The 15,452-nt window shown below is 64.3% G+C and carries 14 protein-coding genes; 8 read left to right on the top strand and 6 right to left on the bottom strand.

What is annotated here, in order from left to right:
* The first annotated feature begins 25 nt into the window (after positions 1-25).
* Positions 26-1,129: an ISAs1 family transposase gene (locus AS156_RS39355; protein WP_066499663.1), complete on the top strand. Its 1,104-nt coding sequence runs from the start codon at positions 26-28 to the stop codon at positions 1,127-1,129.
* Between the two features lie 125 nt (positions 1,130-1,254).
* Here the strand turns inward: AS156_RS39355 and AS156_RS39350 are convergent, their stop codons facing one another.
* On the bottom strand, positions 1,255-1,572 hold the full coding sequence (locus AS156_RS39350) for an ArsR/SmtB family transcription factor (protein WP_066515949.1): 318 nt from the start codon (positions 1,570-1,572) through the stop codon (positions 1,255-1,257).
* A 63-nt stretch (positions 1,573-1,635) separates the two neighbouring features.
* On the opposite strand from AS156_RS39350, the gene AS156_RS39345 reads away from it, so the two are divergent.
* Entirely contained in the window at positions 1,636-2,580 is a 945-nt protein-coding gene (locus AS156_RS39345; RefSeq protein WP_066515947.1) for a threonine/serine dehydratase, read from the top strand.
* 933 nt (positions 2,581-3,513) lie between these two features.
* Here the strand turns inward: AS156_RS39345 and AS156_RS39340 are convergent.
* A complete protein-coding gene (locus AS156_RS39340) occupies positions 3,514-4,164 on the bottom strand; it encodes a 3-oxoacid CoA-transferase subunit B (RefSeq protein ID WP_066515939.1) in 651 nt (216 codons plus the stop codon).
* A 24-nt stretch (positions 4,165-4,188) separates the two neighbouring features.
* Entirely contained in the window at positions 4,189-4,896 is a 708-nt protein-coding gene (locus AS156_RS39335) for a CoA transferase subunit A (protein WP_066515937.1), read from the bottom strand.
* Positions 4,897-5,137: 241 nt separating this feature from the next.
* Between AS156_RS39335 and AS156_RS39330 the strand changes: the two genes are divergently transcribed.
* From AS156_RS39330 to AS156_RS39310, 5 genes are all read left to right on the top strand, one after another.
* Positions 5,138-7,096 carry an AsmA family protein gene (locus AS156_RS39330; protein WP_066515935.1) on the top strand — a complete coding sequence of 653 codons (1,959 nt, stop codon included), beginning with the start codon at positions 5,138-5,140 and terminating at the stop codon, positions 7,094-7,096.
* A gap of 166 nt (positions 7,097-7,262) precedes the next feature.
* Positions 7,263-8,648 (top strand): ABC transporter substrate-binding protein, encoded by a 1,386-nt coding sequence (locus tag AS156_RS39325; protein ID WP_066515960.1) that lies wholly within the window; start codon positions 7,263-7,265, stop codon positions 8,646-8,648.
* A gap of 190 nt (positions 8,649-8,838) precedes the next feature.
* Positions 8,839-9,708, top strand: coding sequence for a carbohydrate ABC transporter permease (locus AS156_RS39320; RefSeq protein ID WP_066515933.1), 870 nt, complete (start codon positions 8,839-8,841; stop codon positions 9,706-9,708).
* Positions 9,705-10,556, top strand: a complete 852-nt coding sequence (locus tag AS156_RS39315; protein ID WP_066515932.1) for a carbohydrate ABC transporter permease — start codon at positions 9,705-9,707, stop codon at positions 10,554-10,556. The genes AS156_RS39320 and AS156_RS39315 overlap by 4 nt, the downstream gene beginning before the upstream one ends.
* Positions 10,557-10,613: 57 nt before the next feature.
* Positions 10,614-11,603 (top strand): hypothetical protein, encoded by a 990-nt coding sequence (locus AS156_RS39310; protein WP_066515930.1) that lies wholly within the window; start codon positions 10,614-10,616, stop codon positions 11,601-11,603.
* 13 nt (positions 11,604-11,616) lie between these two features.
* Here the strand turns inward: AS156_RS39310 and AS156_RS39305 are convergent, their stop codons facing one another.
* From AS156_RS39305 to AS156_RS39295, 3 genes are read right to left on the bottom strand one after another with little or no spacing between them, the layout of a single operon-like run.
* Positions 11,617-12,432, bottom strand: coding sequence for an ABC transporter permease (locus AS156_RS39305; RefSeq protein WP_066515927.1), 816 nt, complete (start codon positions 12,430-12,432; stop codon positions 11,617-11,619).
* Positions 12,432-13,346: an ABC transporter permease gene (locus AS156_RS39300; protein ID WP_066515925.1), complete on the bottom strand. Its 915-nt coding sequence runs from the start codon at positions 13,344-13,346 to the stop codon at positions 12,432-12,434. Before AS156_RS39300 ends, AS156_RS39305 begins: the two co-directional genes overlap by 1 nt.
* A complete protein-coding gene (locus tag AS156_RS39295; protein WP_082747977.1) occupies positions 13,343-14,443 on the bottom strand; it encodes an ABC transporter ATP-binding protein in 1,101 nt (366 codons plus the stop codon). Before AS156_RS39295 ends, AS156_RS39300 begins: the two co-directional genes overlap by 4 nt.
* A 213-nt stretch (positions 14,444-14,656) precedes the next feature.
* On the opposite strand from AS156_RS39295, the gene AS156_RS45510 reads away from it, so the two are divergent.
* The coding region (locus AS156_RS45510) for a tetratricopeptide repeat protein (RefSeq protein ID WP_488226060.1) at positions 14,657-15,452 on the top strand (796 nt) is incomplete at its 3' end.

The following is a 15,452-nucleotide window of genomic DNA, read 5'->3' as shown; positions in this document are numbered from 1 at the left end:
ACTCCTGGGTCAAGAAGGGGGTCGGATGCGCCAATTCAAGAAGGTTTTTGGTCGATTGCCGGACCCGCGGGCGGCCAATGCGAGGCACGATCTTTTGGAGGTGCTGGTCATCGCGCTGGCAGCAACGCTGTGCGGAGCGGAATCGTGCTCGGACATGGCGGACTTCGGAGCAGCGAAGGAGGAGCTGTTGCGGCTCTTCCTTCGGTTGGAGCATGGCATCCCGAGCCACGACACATTCAGCCGGGTTTTCCGCCTGCTCAAGCCACAAGCCTTCGAGAAGGTTTTCCGTCGTTTCATGGCGGCTTTTGCCAAAGCCAACGGGCTCAAGCTCACCGGAGTGGTGGCCGTCGACGGCAAGGCGTTGCGCGGCGCCTACGAGCGCGGCGGCAAAGCCACGCCGCTGCATCTGGTCAACGTCTTTGCGGTGGATGCCCGCATGGCTTTGGCTCAGCAGAAAGCGCCTGGTCGCAACGAGACGGCAGGCGCCTTGGAAGTGTTGGACCTTCTCAGTCTGGAGGGCTGCATCGTTACCGCCGATGCCCTGCATTGCAGCCGCGCCTTTGCCAGCGCCGTGCTGGAGCGAGGTGGCAATTACACTCTGGCGATCAAAGCCAACCGCGGCCCCCTGTTCAAGGCGGTTACGCAACAATTTGCGCGATCGGGCAGGCGCAGCAGTGCCGAGCAGATCGACCCCTCCAGCCACGATCGGCACGAGGCGCGGCGCGCCACCATCATGCGCAACACCAGCCTGGCTGCGCACCACGACTTCCCCGGCGTCGCAGCGGTGGGGCGCATCACCTCGCGCAGGCGTCTGCGAGGCCACCGGGCCGATGCACCGGTTGTACGCCACTATCTCTTGTCCAAATACATCTCCCCCAAGCGGCTGCTGCACATCACCCGCAGTCATTGGGGCATCGAGAACCAGCTCCATTGGGTGCTCGACGTCCATTTCGCCGAGGACGGCAATCGCGCGCGAAAGGACCATGCTCCCGAGAACCTCGCTACCCTGCGCAGGCTCGCACTCAATATCCTGCGAGCTCACCCCGACCGCGCCTCCATCCGGCGCAAAATCAAGCGCGCCGGATGGGATCATGCCTTTTTCCTCGGCATGCTCGGTCATATGCGATAGCCCTGCCCACAAGGGGGGGAGGGAGCCGGACTGACGTGCTCACCTCACGCGGGTAGCTCGCAATATAGCAGCGGTCCGGAAAAGCCGACACCTGCGCGCAAGTCCGCTCATCCCGTCTCCAACCATCAGATCTTCTCGACGATCGCCGCCTTCATCCGCGCGATCCGGGTCTCGTCGCGCTTGTAGAATGTCCACTGCTTGACGCGCTTGGTGGTCAGCAGCCCGGCCCGAGTCAGGATCTTCAGATGCTCGCTCACGGTGGGCTGGCTGACACCGAGCTTCTCGGCGATCAGCACGCCGCAGACGCCGTCCCTAACGAGGTCGCCGTCGACCTGGGCGCGGAAATGCGCTCTTGGGCGCTTCAGCCATTCCAGGATCAAGAGTCTGCGATCGCTCGCCAGCGCACGCAAAACCGACTCGACGTTTTCACTTCGTGAAGTCATATTGCTAATTAGCTAAGTGACTAATTACTTGTCAATCGTATCGCCTGCCGTGAGGAGTTCCCCGTGACCGAGATAACGTCGCAAGACATCGCGCAATGCGCGGCGCTGATCCGTCGGCATGTCAGGCAGACGCCGATCGTCGAGGTCGACGGCAGCGAGTTCGGCCTCGCCGCCAATCCGGTGACGCTCAAGCTCGAGCTGCTGCAACATGCGGGCTCGTTCAAGACCCGCGGCGCCTTCGCCAACCTGCTCGCGCGCGACGTGCCGGCCGCCGGCGTCGTCGCGGCCTCGGGCGGCAATCATGGCGCGGCCACTGCCTATGCCGCGATGAAGCTTGGCAAGCCGGCGCGGATCTTCGTTCCCAGCGTATCGTCGCCGGCCAAGGTGCAACGCATCCGCGACTACGGCGCCGACCTCGTCATCGAGGGCGACCGTTACGCCGACGCGCTCGCCGCCAGCGAAGTATGGGCACGGCAAAGCGGCGCGATGCCGGTACCGGCCTTCGACCAGCGCGAGACCATCCTGGGTCAGGCTACGCTCGGCCTCGAGCTCGATCAGCAGGCGCCCGACATCGACACGTTGCTGGTCTCGGTCGGCGGTGGCGGACTGATCGCGGGTATCGCCGCATGGTATGCCGGCCGCATCAAGGTGATCGGTGTCGAACCGCAGGCGGCGCCGACGCTGACACGCGCCCTCGCAGCGGGTCACCCGGTCGATGCCGAGGCCGGTGGAATCGCAGCGGATTCGCTGGCACCGCGACGGATCGGCGAGCGCGTCTATCCGATCGCGGCGAAATATGTGCGCGGCACCGTGCTCGTATCCGACGAGGCGATCGCAGCGGCACAGGAGACGCTGTGGCGCGCGCTGCGCATCGTCGCCGAGCCAGGCGGCGCTGCGGCATTTTCAGCATTGGTGTCCGGCGCCTATGCGCCGGACACCGGCGAACGCGTGGCGATCGTGATCAGCGGCGGCAACACCGCCGCGGTGGACTTTGACCGCACGCGCTGAATCCGGCTTCAGCAGCACTGAGTTGGGGGTCTTGTCCAGCCCTGGCGCGAAAAATATTTCTGTTTTTCAGAATTGAGACTTGGTGTATGAATCTCCCGTCTCACCCGATTGAGGGGCGCGTCGCGATCGTCACGAGTGTTGCGGTGAGATGCGGTGGACGCCACGTCACGGCTGACGAGCGTGACTGACGCGGACGGCGAAGTCGTGCAGACCTGACGCCCTAGCGGCAGGTGTCTCCTCGCCAAGCGTGCCGAAAGCACCTTGGCGAAGACAGTGACAAGAAAGCCCAGTCTCACCGGGGCGAGCACGTATAAGCCGTAACCCATCGCGCAGGGAAAGCCGGGATTGCTCCGGTTTCACCTGTGGTCCTACCTCCCGTGCTTTCTATTCTGCACGGGACCCATGGGTGCGATCGGCACCCGGCTTTCCCTGCGCCCTCTGCGAAGAGCGAGGGCGGAACGAGGATGCAAAACTCGGACAATCATGTCGCGAGAATGCGAAACTGTATCCCCACCTGCTTCTGTCATCGCGCGGCTCGCCGCCTTCGCTAAAGCTTCGGCGCGCCAGGGGTTCAGGGCCTCGTCGAAGCCTTGGCGTAGACGGGACCGGGCGATCCAGTACGCCGCGGCTCATCGGTTCAATCACAACTGCTCTGGAATACTGGATCACCTGCGTGCGCGGGTGATGACACCGCGCTCTTTGGCTGCGGACTGCAAAACCAACTCCAAAGTCGTCCCTGCGAAAGCAGGGACCCATAACCACGAATGGTCATTGGTGATCGATGCTGGAACGACGAGTCCCGCCTATAGCGTCCGCTGCGGAGTGTGGGTCCCTGCTTTCGCAGGGACGGCGGATGCATGTGCGGAGAGGGCAATGAACGTCGCGTCACCTGATTGTGCGGGACGGATCGTCGACCGTCCCGCTTCGATCATCTCAGGTGTTCTTCAGCGCGACGCGGAAGTCGGCTTCGGTCTTGGACTTGACCTCCTCGAGCGTCACGCCGTCCGCGAGCTCGATCAGCGCCATGCCGTCATTGCCGTGCTTGTCGATGGTGAACACGGCAAGATCCGTGACGACCATGTCGACGACACGCTCGCCGGTCAGCGGCAGGCTGCACGTCTTGAGCAGCTTCGGACCGTCCTTGGCGGAATGCTCCATCACGACCACAACGCGCTTGACGCCGGCGACGAGGTCCATGGCGCCGCCCATGCCCTTCACCATCTTGCCGGGGATCATCCAGTTGGCGAGGTCGCCGTTCTGCGCGACCTGCATGGCGCCGAGGATCGAGAGATCGATATGACCGCCGCGCACCATGCCGAAGGAATCGGCCGAGGAGAAATAGCTGGTCGAGGACAGCTCGCTCACAGTCTGCTTGCCGGCGTTGATGAGATCGGCGTCGACCTCGTCCTCATAGGGGAACGGGCCCATGCCGAGCATGCCGTTCTCGCTCTGCAGGCTGACGTCGACGCCGTCAGGGATGAAGTTCGAGACCAGCGTTGGAATGCCGATGCCGAGATTGACGTAGAAACCGTCGCGCAACTCCTTGGCAGCACGCGCGGCCATCTGTTCACGGGTCCAGGCCATGAGGCTCTCCTAAAGAGTTACGGTTTAAGCTGCGGGCCGCGGGCGGGTGTTGCGGAATTCGATCCGCTTCTTGGCCGTCCCGACCTCGATGATGCGTTTGACGAAAATGCCGGGCGTATGGATGTGGTCCGGATCGATCTCGCCGGCCGGCACCAGATGCTCGACCTCGGCGACGGTGTACTTCGCGGCGGTCGCCATCATCGGATTAAAGTTGCGCGCGGTCTTGCGGTAGACGAGGTTGCCGGCCGTGTCGCCCTTCCAGGCGTGGACGATGGCGAGGTCGGCGAACAGGCCGCGCTCCATGATGTACTTCTGGCCGTCGAATTCCTTCACTTCCTTGCCTTCGGCGATCAGCGTGCCGACGCCGGTCTTGGTGTAGAAGGCCGGAATTCCGGCGCCGCCGGCGCGGATGCGCTCGGCGAGCGTGCCCTGCGGGTTGAATTCGAGCTCGAGCTCGCCGGCGAGATATTGCTGGGCGAACAGCTTGTTCTCGCCGACATAGGACGAGATCATCTTCTTGATCTGGTGCGTTTCGAGCAGCCGGCTCAAGCCGATGCCGTCGACGCCGGCATTGTTGGAGATGACCGTCAGACCCTTCACGCCGGAATCACGGATCGCGTCCGACAGGGTCTCGGCGATGCCGCAGAGGCCGAAGCCTCCCGACATGATCATCATGCCGTCCTTGAGGAGACCATCGAGGGCAGATTTGGCGTCGGGATAGACCTTGTTCATGCAATCAATACCTGATGGAGGGCTAACGGCTGTGACAACGGGGATTATTAGGCGAAATCTTCGCAATGCGTCAATCACGGCCCCCGTGCGGCAGCGGGCGGCGGCCTGCGACATTCGTATGGCCTTGAAAGCGACAAGAAAACCCTTCAAGTTGCGTGGGTTGGCACGGGGCTCCTTGCACGGCCCGCAATGCTCGACGACAACCCGACGACCTCAACCCGACCCGGACATGTCATTGACGATGGCCCAAGGAATAAAGCGCCTGGGGATGCCAATTGCGGCGTTGCTCGCTTTGGTGCTGATCGGCCTGATCGGAACAACGTGGTTCCTCAACCGGGACGCGTTGCAGCGCGCGGTGGAGGCGCAAATCCGCGCCGTCACCGGGCTCGAACTGGTCGTCAATGGCCCGATTGATGTCTCGGTGTTTCCGGGCAGCTACGTCTCGTTCCACAACGTCGGCTTCAAGGGCGCAACCACCATCGATCCCGCCTTGCAGGTCGACGTGCTGACCGCGAATCTGCGCCTGCTGCCCCTGCTGCTGCGCCGGTTCGAAATTGCCGACGTCATGATGCTCCGCCCGCATATCCATGTGGTGCGCGACGCCGCCGGCGAGAGCAACTGGACACCGTTCGTCGAGACCATCGCGAAGGCGATGACGCCGGGGGCCGAGAACCAGGTGTCGTTTTCCGAGATCCGCATCCAGGACGGCGAGCTGAATTACGAGGACGCGACCAATCGCGTCTCCGAGGAACTCGGCGACATCGACCTGTCGCTGGCCTGGCCGTCGATCTCGCGCTCCTTTGCCGCAACCGGCCAGTTCGACTGGCGCGGCGAGCGCGTCGACGGCTCGATCAGCGCCAGCGATTTCCTCGCGCTGCTGTCGGGCGACCGCTCGGGCCTGAAGGCGCGGCTTGCCAGCGTGCCGCTGAAAGTTGCATTCGACGGAACCGTCGCCAACCGCACCAGCCTGATGATGGAAGGCGTCACCACCATGGACAGCCCGTCGCTGCGCAATGCGCTACGCTGGATGGGTCAGGCGCCGCCCGGCGGCGGTGGCGGCTTCGGCCGCTTCGCGCTGAAGGCGCGCACCAATGTGGTCGGCGGCTCGGTCGCGCTCACCAATGTCAATGTCGAGCTCGACGGCAATGTCGCCGAAGGCGTGATGACCTACGCCAATAACGGTCGGCAGACGCTGCAGGCGACGCTCGCCGCCGGCAACCTCGACTTCACGCCTTACATCTCGACGTTCCGCCTGCTCGCCAGCGGCCAGCGCGACTGGAACAGGCAGCTGTTCGACCTGTCCTCGCTGTCGAGCATCGACCTCGACATGCGCCTGTCGGCGGCGAAGGTGACGGTCGGCCCGTCCAAGCTCGGCCGCACCGCCTTCGGTGCGAACCTGCGCGGCGGCGCGCTCGCGCTCAGCGTCGGCGAGGCGCAGATGTATGGCGGCATCGCCAAGGGCTCGTTCGCGGTTGCGCGCTCGGATGCGGTCGCCGATGTCAGGGCGCAATTCCAGTTCAACGATGTCGATCTGCAGGCCTGCGCCAGCGAACTGTTCGGGATCACCAAACTGTCCGGCCACGGCAACCTCAACGTCTCGCTGACGGCGTCCGGCTCGAGCCCGTTCGGCCTCGCGCAATCGCTCGACGGCACCGCGACGCTGACCGGACATGACGGCGCGATCGCGGGCTTCAATGTCGAGCAGCTGTTGAAGCGGCTGGAGCGGCGGCCGCTGTCGGGCGGCGGCAGTTTCCGCTCCGGTACGACGCCTTACGATAATCTCAACATCTCGGTGAAATTCGCCGACGGCGTCGCGACCGCCGACGACATTCGCGTCGATAGCCCGGCGGCGCGGATCACGCTGACCGGCACTGCTTCGGTGCCGTCGCGTGAATATGACCTGAAGGGCGTCGCCAGCCTGAAGGCCGCGTCTGCGGGCGGCAACGGTTTCGACCTGCCCTTCGTGGTGCAGGGACCGTGGGACGATCCGTTGATCTTCCCCGATCCGGAAAGCCTGATCCGCCGTTCGCCGGCATCCGCGCCGCTGCTCGACGCGGTGAAGGATCGCAAGACCCGCGATGCGGTGCGCTCCGTGATCGAGCACTTCACCGGCGGCGGAAAATCCGCCACGCCTGACGCCGCGGCACCGGCGTCGACCAGCGCGCCGACCTCGGCCGAGAATGCAACAAAGTCGAACTGACCGGCAGGCGCCCCGCTCAGCGCATGGGTGCGACCATGCTCCCCGACCTGCACGCCGCGACGCCCCCTACACAAGTTGTCGTCGTCGCCATCTGGATCACGTCACACGCATGCGCTAGTGTTTTACCCAACCGGTTAAAAAATCCGGTGTGAAAAGGGAGAACAACGTGAGGTTCAGGTTTATTGGTGCGCTTTCGCTCGCGGTTGCTGCGGTCGGCCTATTCGCCGTCACTGCACCCGCTTTTGCCCAGAGCAAGACGATTACCGTCTGGTGGGGCAAGGGATTCTACAAGTCCGAAGACGACGCACTGCTCGACACCATCAAGAAGTTCGAAGCCAAGACCGGCATCAAGGTCGAATTGTCGCAATATGCGATCCAGGACATGATTCCGAAGACGGTCGCCGCGCTCGATTCCGGCACCGTGCCCGATGTCGCCTATTCCGACTCTTACGACGTGCAGGCTCAGGGCAAGTGGGCCTATGAGGGCAAGCTCGAGGATCTCTCCGACATCCTGCTGCCGATGAAGGACGCCTTCGCGCCGAACACGCTGGAGACGGCGCTGCTCTACAACGACGTCGCCAAGAAGAAGGCCTATTACGGCTTCCCGCTGAAGCAGCAGAGCATGCACGTCCAGATATGGGGCGACATGCTGGAGAAGGCCGGCTTCAAGCAGGCCGACATCCCGACCAAGTGGGAAGACTACTGGTCGTTCTGGTGCGACAAGGTGCAGCCGGCGATCCGCAAGGCGACCGGCCAGCGCATCTACGGCATCGGCCAGCCGATGGGCGTGGAATCCACCGACTCGTTCCAGTCGTTCTACACCTTCATGGACGCGTACCACGTCAAGCTGGTCGACGACGACGGCAAGCTCCTGGTCGACGATCCCAAGGTGCGCGAAGGCCTGATTCACGCGCTGAAGGATTACACCGACACCTACATCAAGGGCTGCACGCCACCCTCCTCCACGACCTGGAAGGACCCGGACAACAACGTCGCCTTCCACAACAAGACGATCGTGATGACGCACAACTTCACGATCTCGATCGCGGCGAAGTGGTACGAGGACTCCACCAATCCGGCGCTGACCGACGCGCAGCGCGCTGCCGGCAAGCAGGCCTATGAGCACGACATCATCACCGCGTCGTTCCCGAAGGCGCCGGACGGCTCGACGATCAAGTACCGCTCCGACGTCAAGACCGGACTGATCTTCGCCAACGCCAAGAACAAGGCCGAGGGCAAGGAGTTCATCAAGTTCCTGCTGCAGGAAGAGAACGTCCGTCCCTATATCGAGGGCGCGCTCGGCCGCTGGTTCCCGGTGACCAAGGCCAGCCAGGCGAGCCCGTTCTGGCAGGCCGACCGGCATCGCAAGGCGGTCTACAACCAGTTCACCGGCGGCACCGCGCCGTTCGACTTCACCAAGAACTGGAAGTTCACCATCCTCAACAACGAGAACGTCTGGGCCAAGGCCATGAACCGCGTGGTGAGTGAGAAGGTGCCGGTGGACAAGGCCGTCGACGAACTGATCGCCCGCATCAAGCAGGTCGCGGGGTAGACGTTGCGAGACCGACCGCCGCAGCACATTTCCCTGGTCGTCCCTGCGAAAGCAGGGACTCATACGCCGCGGCGGTCGATTTGAAGATACTGGTTGACGGCTTTCGCACAACAACGGAAGCCTGTGGTTATGGGTCCCTGCTTTCGCAGGGACGACGGCGCAGGCGATAGCTTGCTCAAAGAGTAATCGAATGGCGATCACGCTCTCTGCATCCGATGCCCCCTCGCCGCCCCTGTCGGCAAGACTGTCGCCGCCGCAGGTCTGGGGAATCGTGCTGCTCACGCCCTATCTGCTGGTGTTCTTCGCCTTCGTGCTCTATCCGGTCTGCTACGGCCTGTGGCTGGCGCGGCATCCGGCGAGCTATGTCGCGCTCTACAACGACCCGATCTTCGCGCGCGCCGCGGTCAACACGCTGATCTTCCTGGTCATCGGCATCAACATCAAGATGCTGATCGCGCTGTTCCTGTCCGGCTTCTTTGCCCAGCAGCGCCCCTGGATCAGATGGCTGTCGGTCATCTTCATCCTGCCCTGGGCCGTGCCGTCGATCCCGACCATCCTGTCGGTGCGCTTCATGCTCAATCCCGAATGGGGCATGGTCAACCAGCTGATCTTCAAGTTCACCGGCGACGACGGCCCGAACTGGTTGAACGACCCGACGGTGGCGCTGACCATGGCGATCGGTGTGCACATCTGGAAATCGCTGCCGTTCTGGACGCTGATCCTGTTGACCGGCCGGCTCGCCATCTCCAACGATCTGTTCGAGGCCGCCGACGTCGACGGCGCGAGCTGGTGGCAGAAATTCCGCTTCATCACCTGGCCGTCGATGCAGACGCTGTACATCACCTGCACGCTGCTCTCGATGATCTGGACGCTCGGCGACTTCAACAGCGTCTATCTGCTCACCGGCGGCGGGCCGGCCGACCTCACCCATGTGCTGTCGACGCTGGGCATCCGCTATCTCAGGCTCGATCAGCTGCCGCTTGCGATGGCCTCGATCGTTTGCGCGATGCCGTTCGTGCTGCCGCTGGTCTACTTCATGATGAAACGGTTGTCGCGATGAAGCTGCCCACCCTCCGCGAAGCCGGCACCGAAGCCAAGCTGCTGCTGATCGGCATCCCGGTCTTCATCTGGACCATGGTGCCGATCTACCACATGTTCGTGTTCGCGATCTCGCCGAAGGAGGATGCGTTCTCCGGCAAGCTGTGGCCGGACCATCCGACGCTGCACAATTTCTCGATCGTATTCCACCAGCAGCACTACTTCCTGCGCGACTTCTGGATCCAGTTCTGGAATTCGACCGTGATCGCGCTCGCCGCCGGCGCGCTGACGCTGTTCGTCGCGACCGCCGCGGCATTCTCGATCTCGCGTCTGCGCGTGCCCGGCGGCCGCGCCGTGATGAACCTCGCGCTGTTCACCTATTTCATTCCGGCCGCGTTCCTCGCCGTGCCAATGTACCGCACCATGGGCAATTACGGCCTGCTCAACAATCAGTGGTCGCTGATCCTGGCGATGGTGACGATCGCCTCGCCCTACGCCATCTGGGTGCTGAAGCAGGCCTCTGACAAGCTGCCGGTCGAGTTGGATGAAGCAGCGACGATGGACGGCGCCAGCACGCTGCAGCTGTTTCGCCTGGTCTATCTGCCGCTGATGATGCCCTCGCTGGTGGCGATCGGCACCTACGCGATCCTGCTCGCCTGGAACGAATATCTCTATGCGTTCCTGCTGCTCTCCAACGACACCGATATCACGCTGCCGGTCGCGCTGGGCAACTTCCTCGCCGCCGACGACTCGCCGTGGGAGCTGTTGATGACGACCGGCTTCATCTATGCGCTGCCGCCGGCCGCGATCTACTATGCCTTCAAGCGCTACATGGTGGGCGGACTGACCGCCGGCGCCGTCAAGTCGTGAGGCCGGGGATGACGAGCACAGAGATTGAGCTCGTCAAACCAGCGGAAAGGTCCGGGCATGCGGGCCAATGACGCAATCCATCTCGGCCTGATGGCGCTCGCCTTCGCCGCCGCCTATCTCGTGCCGTTCGAACTGCTCCTTCTGGCCTACGTCGTACTCGGCCCGGCGCATTATTTCACCGAGATTTCGTGGTTGCACGACCGCAGCTACTTCCTGCCCCATCGCGGCATCGCGATCGCGCTGGTCGTGCTCGCAATTGCCGCCGCCCTGATCGAAAACGCCGCGTGGTTCGGCTTTGCGATGTGGGGCGCGCTGATCGTCTGCGCGATGCTGGCGGCGACCAAATCCGCCGTCGAGAGCATGCTGCTGTTCATGGTCGCGATCGGGCTCGGTGCCGCCATGTGCGCCAGCGACGCCTCGTTCGCCGTGGTCGGCATCCTGGTCCCGACACTAGTCCACGTCTCGCTGTTTACGCTGGTCTTCATGACGCTCGGCGCCTATCGCTCCGGCAGCCCGGCGCAGGCCATGCTGGTGGCCGCCTATCTGCTCGCCGTCGCGGTGATCCTGCTGATGCCGCCGACGGCCGACGTGCGGATTCCGAGCTTTGCCCAGGCGGCGAAGGACTATTTCGGCAATGTCGGCCCGGCGCTCAGCCGGCTGTTCGGAATTCCCGGCCTGAAGCTCGACACGAGGCTGACCAGCCTGCTCGCCTTTGTCTATACCTACCACTACCTGAACTGGTTCATCAAAGCCGACGTGATCCGCTGGGCCGACATTCCGCGCTCGCGGCTCGCCATGGTGATCGCGGCGAGCGCCGGTTCGACCGCGCTGTATTTCTACGACTACGCGTTCGGCTTCACCTTCCTGCTTGCACTCAGCCTGACCCATATCCTGCTGGAGTTTCCGCTCAACAGCCTGGCGCTGCGGCAACTCGGCGCCGCCATGGGCGACGGCGTTCGCGGCATCGCCGGACCTCGAACGGCGACCGTAGCGCCGCGACCGCGTGCCGCCGGCCTCAAGGCCACGAGGCGAAGGAAGCAGCCGTGATCTGGACCGGCGCTTACAGCGGTGCGGCGCTCTCGCCCCGCGCGCCCGACAGTTTCGAGGCGAACGAGGCCACCACGATGATGACCGCTATCAGCGCTATCACCAGCGTGCAGATCGCGTTGATCTCAGGCTTCACACCGAGCCGGACCTCCGAATAGATCCGGATCGGCAGCGTCGCCGAACCGGGGCCGGTGGTGAAGCTCGCGATCACGACGTCGTCGAGGGAGAGGATAAAGGCCAGCATCCAGCCGGCCACGATGGCGGGCACGATCTGCGGCAGCGTCACGAAGAGGAACGCCCGCACCGGATCGCAGCCGAGATCCATCGCCGCCTCCTCCAGGCTGCGGTCGAGCGAGGTCAGACGCGACTGCACCACCACGGTGACGAAGCACATCGTCAGCGTGGTGTGGGCGATGGTCACGGTCCAGAAGCCGCGCTCGGCGTTCAGCGCCACGAACAGCAGCAGCAGCGACAAGCCGGAGATCACCTCCGGCATCACCAGCGGCGAATACAGCATGCCGGAGAACAACGCCCTTCCGCGGAACCGCTCGCCACGCGCAAGACCGATCGCCGCCAGCGTGCCGAGCAGAGTGGCAAGCGTCGCCGACACCGTGCCAACGGAGAGGCTCATCCACGCGGCTTCCAGCATCGCGGCGTCGTTGAAGAACTCGTGGTACCAGCGCAGCGACCAGCCACCCCACACCGTGACCAGCCGCGAGGCGTTGAACGAATAGATCACGAGGATGACGATCGGCAGATAGAGGAACGCGAGCCCCAACGCCAGCGACGTCATGTTGAAGCGGGTGATCCTGGTGACGGTACGCGCCATCAGCCATTGCCTTCGAGCTGGCGCCGTTGCAGGCGGTCATAGAGCACGAGCGGCGGCACCAGCAGCAGGAGCAGCGCGACGGCGGTAGCCGACGCCACCGGCCAGTCCCTGTTGGTAAAGAACTCAAGCCACAACGTCTGCCCGATCATCAGTGAATTGGAGCCGGCCAGCAGGTCGGGGATCACGAATTCGCCGACGATCGGGATGAAGCAGAGCAGCGCGCCGGCGGCGACGCCGGGCAGCGACAGCGGGAACGTCACCAGCCAGAACGCCTGACGCGGCGAGGCGCCGAGGTCGCTGGCAGCCTCAAGCAGCGAGGCGTCCATCCTGGAGAGCGTCGCATAGAGCGGCAGGATCATGAACGGCAGATAGGAATAGACGATGCCGAGATACATCGCGCTGTCGGTCGACAGCCAGACCACCGGCGTCGAGACGATATGCAACGCCAGCAGAATCTTGTTCAGCAAGCCGTCGTGCTGGAGGATGTTGATCCAGGCATAGATCCGGATCAGAAACGAGGTCCAGAACGGCACGATGACCAGCATCATCGCCACGCCCTGCCAGCGCTGCGGCAGCCGGGCCATGCCATAGGCGATCGGGTAGCCGATCAGCAGCAGGATCAGCGTCGAGGTCACAGCGACGACGAGGCTGCGCACATAGGACAGGATGTAGAGGTCGTCAGAGATCAAGAGCCTGAAATCGTCGAACGACAATTGCGCAAAGGCAGCAGCCAGCGCCGCGCGCCCTTCGGCGAAGTCAAAGACCGGCGTATAGGGCGGTTGCGCGATCGCAGTCTGTGACAGGCTGATCTTCAGCACGAAGCCGAACGGCACCAGGAAGAACAGCACCATCCAGAGATAGGGCGCGATCGCGGCAAACCGCGCCGGGCGAGCGAAGATGCGGCGCGCACTCATTGCTCCAGCACCAGGCAGTCGTCGGCCGTGAACCACGCCACCACGCGCTGGCCGGCCAGATAGGCATCGACGTTGAGCCGCGCGGTGTTGGCCATCGACGAGCGCACCACCGCGCCCGATTCCAGCTTCACCTTGTAGGTCGTGACGCCGCCGAGATAGTTGACATCGATGACGACGCCGTCCAGCCGGTTGATCGCCTGCGAGCCGCCCTCGTCCGATGCTGGGCCGCGGCGCGACAACTTCACCTTCTCGGGGCGGATCGCAACGCTGACGATCTCCTTGGTCACCGGCGACCACAATTCGCTGACCGCAAGCGGGCCTGCCTCAGATGTCGAAACCGTCAGGCGGCCGTGCTCGCGCGAGACGACCTGACCGTCGAACAAATTGATGTCGCCGACGAACCCTGCGATCCAGCGCGATGCCGGCGCCTCATAGAGATTGCGCGGGGCGGCGACCTGGACCAGGCGGCCGGCATCCATCACGCCGATCCGATCGGCCATCGTCATCGCCTCTTCCTGGTCGTGGGTGACGATGATGAAGGTCATGCCGAGGCGACGCTGCAGCTCCATCAACTCGGCTTGCGTGCTCTCGCGCAGCTTCTTGTCGAGCGCCGCCAGCGGCTCATCGAGCAGCAGCACCTGCGGGCGGCGCGCCAGCGAGCGCGCGAGCGCCACCCGCTGCCGCTGGCCACCGGAGAGCTGGTCGGGCTTGCGCTTCTCCATCCCCTCGAGCTTGACGAGGGCGACCAATTCCGCGACGCGGGTCGCGATCTCGGCGCGCGCCATGCCGGCGCGCTTCAGTCCGAAGGCGATGTTGTCGCGCACCGACAAATGCGGGAACAACGCATAGTTCTGGAACATCATGTTGACGGGCCGCTCATGCGGCAGCACCGGGGCGATGTCCTTGCCGCCGAGCAGGATGCGGCCCTCGTCCGGCGTCTCGAAGCCGGCCAGCATGCGCAGCAGCGTCGTCTTGCCGCAGCCGCTGGGGCCGAGCAGCGCGAAGAACTCGCCGGCACGGATATCGAGCGAGAGCCGGTCGACGGCGCGGAAATTGCCGAACGACTTGGCCACGCCTTCGATCCGCAGCAAGGGCATGTCCAGCGCGGCCGCTTCCGACAATGGCCTCACCGTCTCCGCGCTCGCTTCGCCAAGTGTCACGTCCCTCAACCCCGATCCCCGCCGGTCCGACAAAGGCCGCAAGCTAGCGGCGGATCGTCAGCGGCTCAACCGCATCGCGCAACAACTCCCGCAATATTGTCGCGCCTCGCGCCTCTGCTAGACTTCGCGTCCAATTCGGGAGGACAACCGATGAACCACGACCGCTACGGCCTGCCGCTGACGACCGCCTCCGACCGCGCCGCGGCGTCCTATGTCGACGGCGTCGATCGCATGCTGGCGGCCCTGCACGGAGCCGACGCCGCATTCGATGCGGCGATCGCCGAAGACCCTGACTTCGCAATGGCCCATATCGGGCGCGCCCGCGTGCATCAGCTGAACATGGAAGGTGGCGAGGCCCGCGCCAAGGCAGCCACGGCGAGGCAACTGGCAGCGGCCGCGAGCCCGCGCGAACGCCAGCATATCGAGATCATGGCATCCGTGATCGAGGGCCAGCCCAAGAAAGCCGTTGCGGCCGCCGAACAGCACCTCACGGAGTACCCGCGCGATGCGCAGGTGCTGTCGCTGTTACTCGGCGCCTTCGGCCTCTATGCCTTCTCGGGCCGGGCCGACCACGACGCGGCGCGGCTTGCGCTCTGTGAGCGCTACGCGCGCGATTACGGCGAGGACTGGTGGTTCCTGACCTATCACGGCTGGTCACAGACCGAGGCGGGCCAGGTCGTCTCCGGCCGCGCCATCACCGAGCGCGGCTACGCGCTGAAGCCGGAGAATGCCGGCGCCGCCCACGCCGTCGCGCATGCGCTGTTCGAGCAGGGCGACGGGAGGGAAGGCCGCGCCTTCCTGTCGGCCTGGTTGCCGGCGAATGATCGGACCAGCTTCCTGCAGGGGCACCTCGCGTGGCACCTTGCCTTGATCGATCTCGAGGATGGCGACGCCGACGCTGCCCTCGACATCTACGAACGTCACATCAAGCCGGCGGGCCGGCCCT

Source organism: Bradyrhizobium macuxiense, from assembly GCF_001542415.1.
Lineage (GTDB): Bacteria > Pseudomonadota > Alphaproteobacteria > Rhizobiales > Xanthobacteraceae > Bradyrhizobium > Bradyrhizobium macuxiense.
This window is presented reverse-complemented; position numbering and strand designations above follow the sequence as displayed.

Excerpts from the sequence above, each read along its gene's own strand:
- AS156_RS39320 (WP_066515933.1), top strand. The coding sequence starts at position 8,839 with ATGGCGATCACGCTCTCTGCATCCGATGCCCCCTCGCCGCCCCTGTCG.
- AS156_RS39330 (WP_066515935.1), top strand. The coding sequence starts at position 5,138 with ATGGCCCAAGGAATAAAGCGCCTGGGGATGCCAATTGCGGCGTTGCTC.
- AS156_RS39350 (WP_066515949.1), bottom strand. The coding sequence starts at position 1,572 with ATGACTTCACGAAGTGAAAACGTCGAGTCGGTTTTGCGTGCGCTGGCG.
- AS156_RS39335 (WP_066515937.1), bottom strand. The coding sequence starts at position 4,896 with ATGAACAAGGTCTATCCCGACGCCAAATCTGCCCTCGATGGTCTCCTC.
- AS156_RS39310 (WP_066515930.1), top strand. The coding sequence starts at position 10,614 with ATGCGGGCCAATGACGCAATCCATCTCGGCCTGATGGCGCTCGCCTTC.
- AS156_RS39305 (WP_066515927.1), bottom strand. The coding sequence starts at position 12,432 with ATGGCGCGTACCGTCACCAGGATCACCCGCTTCAACATGACGTCGCTG.
- AS156_RS39295 (WP_082747977.1), bottom strand. The coding sequence starts at position 14,443 with ATGCCCTTGCTGCGGATCGAAGGCGTGGCCAAGTCGTTCGGCAATTTC.
- AS156_RS39315 (WP_066515932.1), top strand. The coding sequence starts at position 9,705 with ATGAAGCTGCCCACCCTCCGCGAAGCCGGCACCGAAGCCAAGCTGCTG.
- AS156_RS39340 (WP_066515939.1), bottom strand. The coding sequence starts at position 4,164 with ATGGCCTGGACCCGTGAACAGATGGCCGCGCGTGCTGCCAAGGAGTTG.
- AS156_RS39300 (WP_066515925.1), bottom strand. The coding sequence starts at position 13,346 with ATGAGTGCGCGCCGCATCTTCGCTCGCCCGGCGCGGTTTGCCGCGATC.
- AS156_RS39355 (WP_066499663.1), top strand. The coding sequence starts at position 26 with ATGCGCCAATTCAAGAAGGTTTTTGGTCGATTGCCGGACCCGCGGGCG.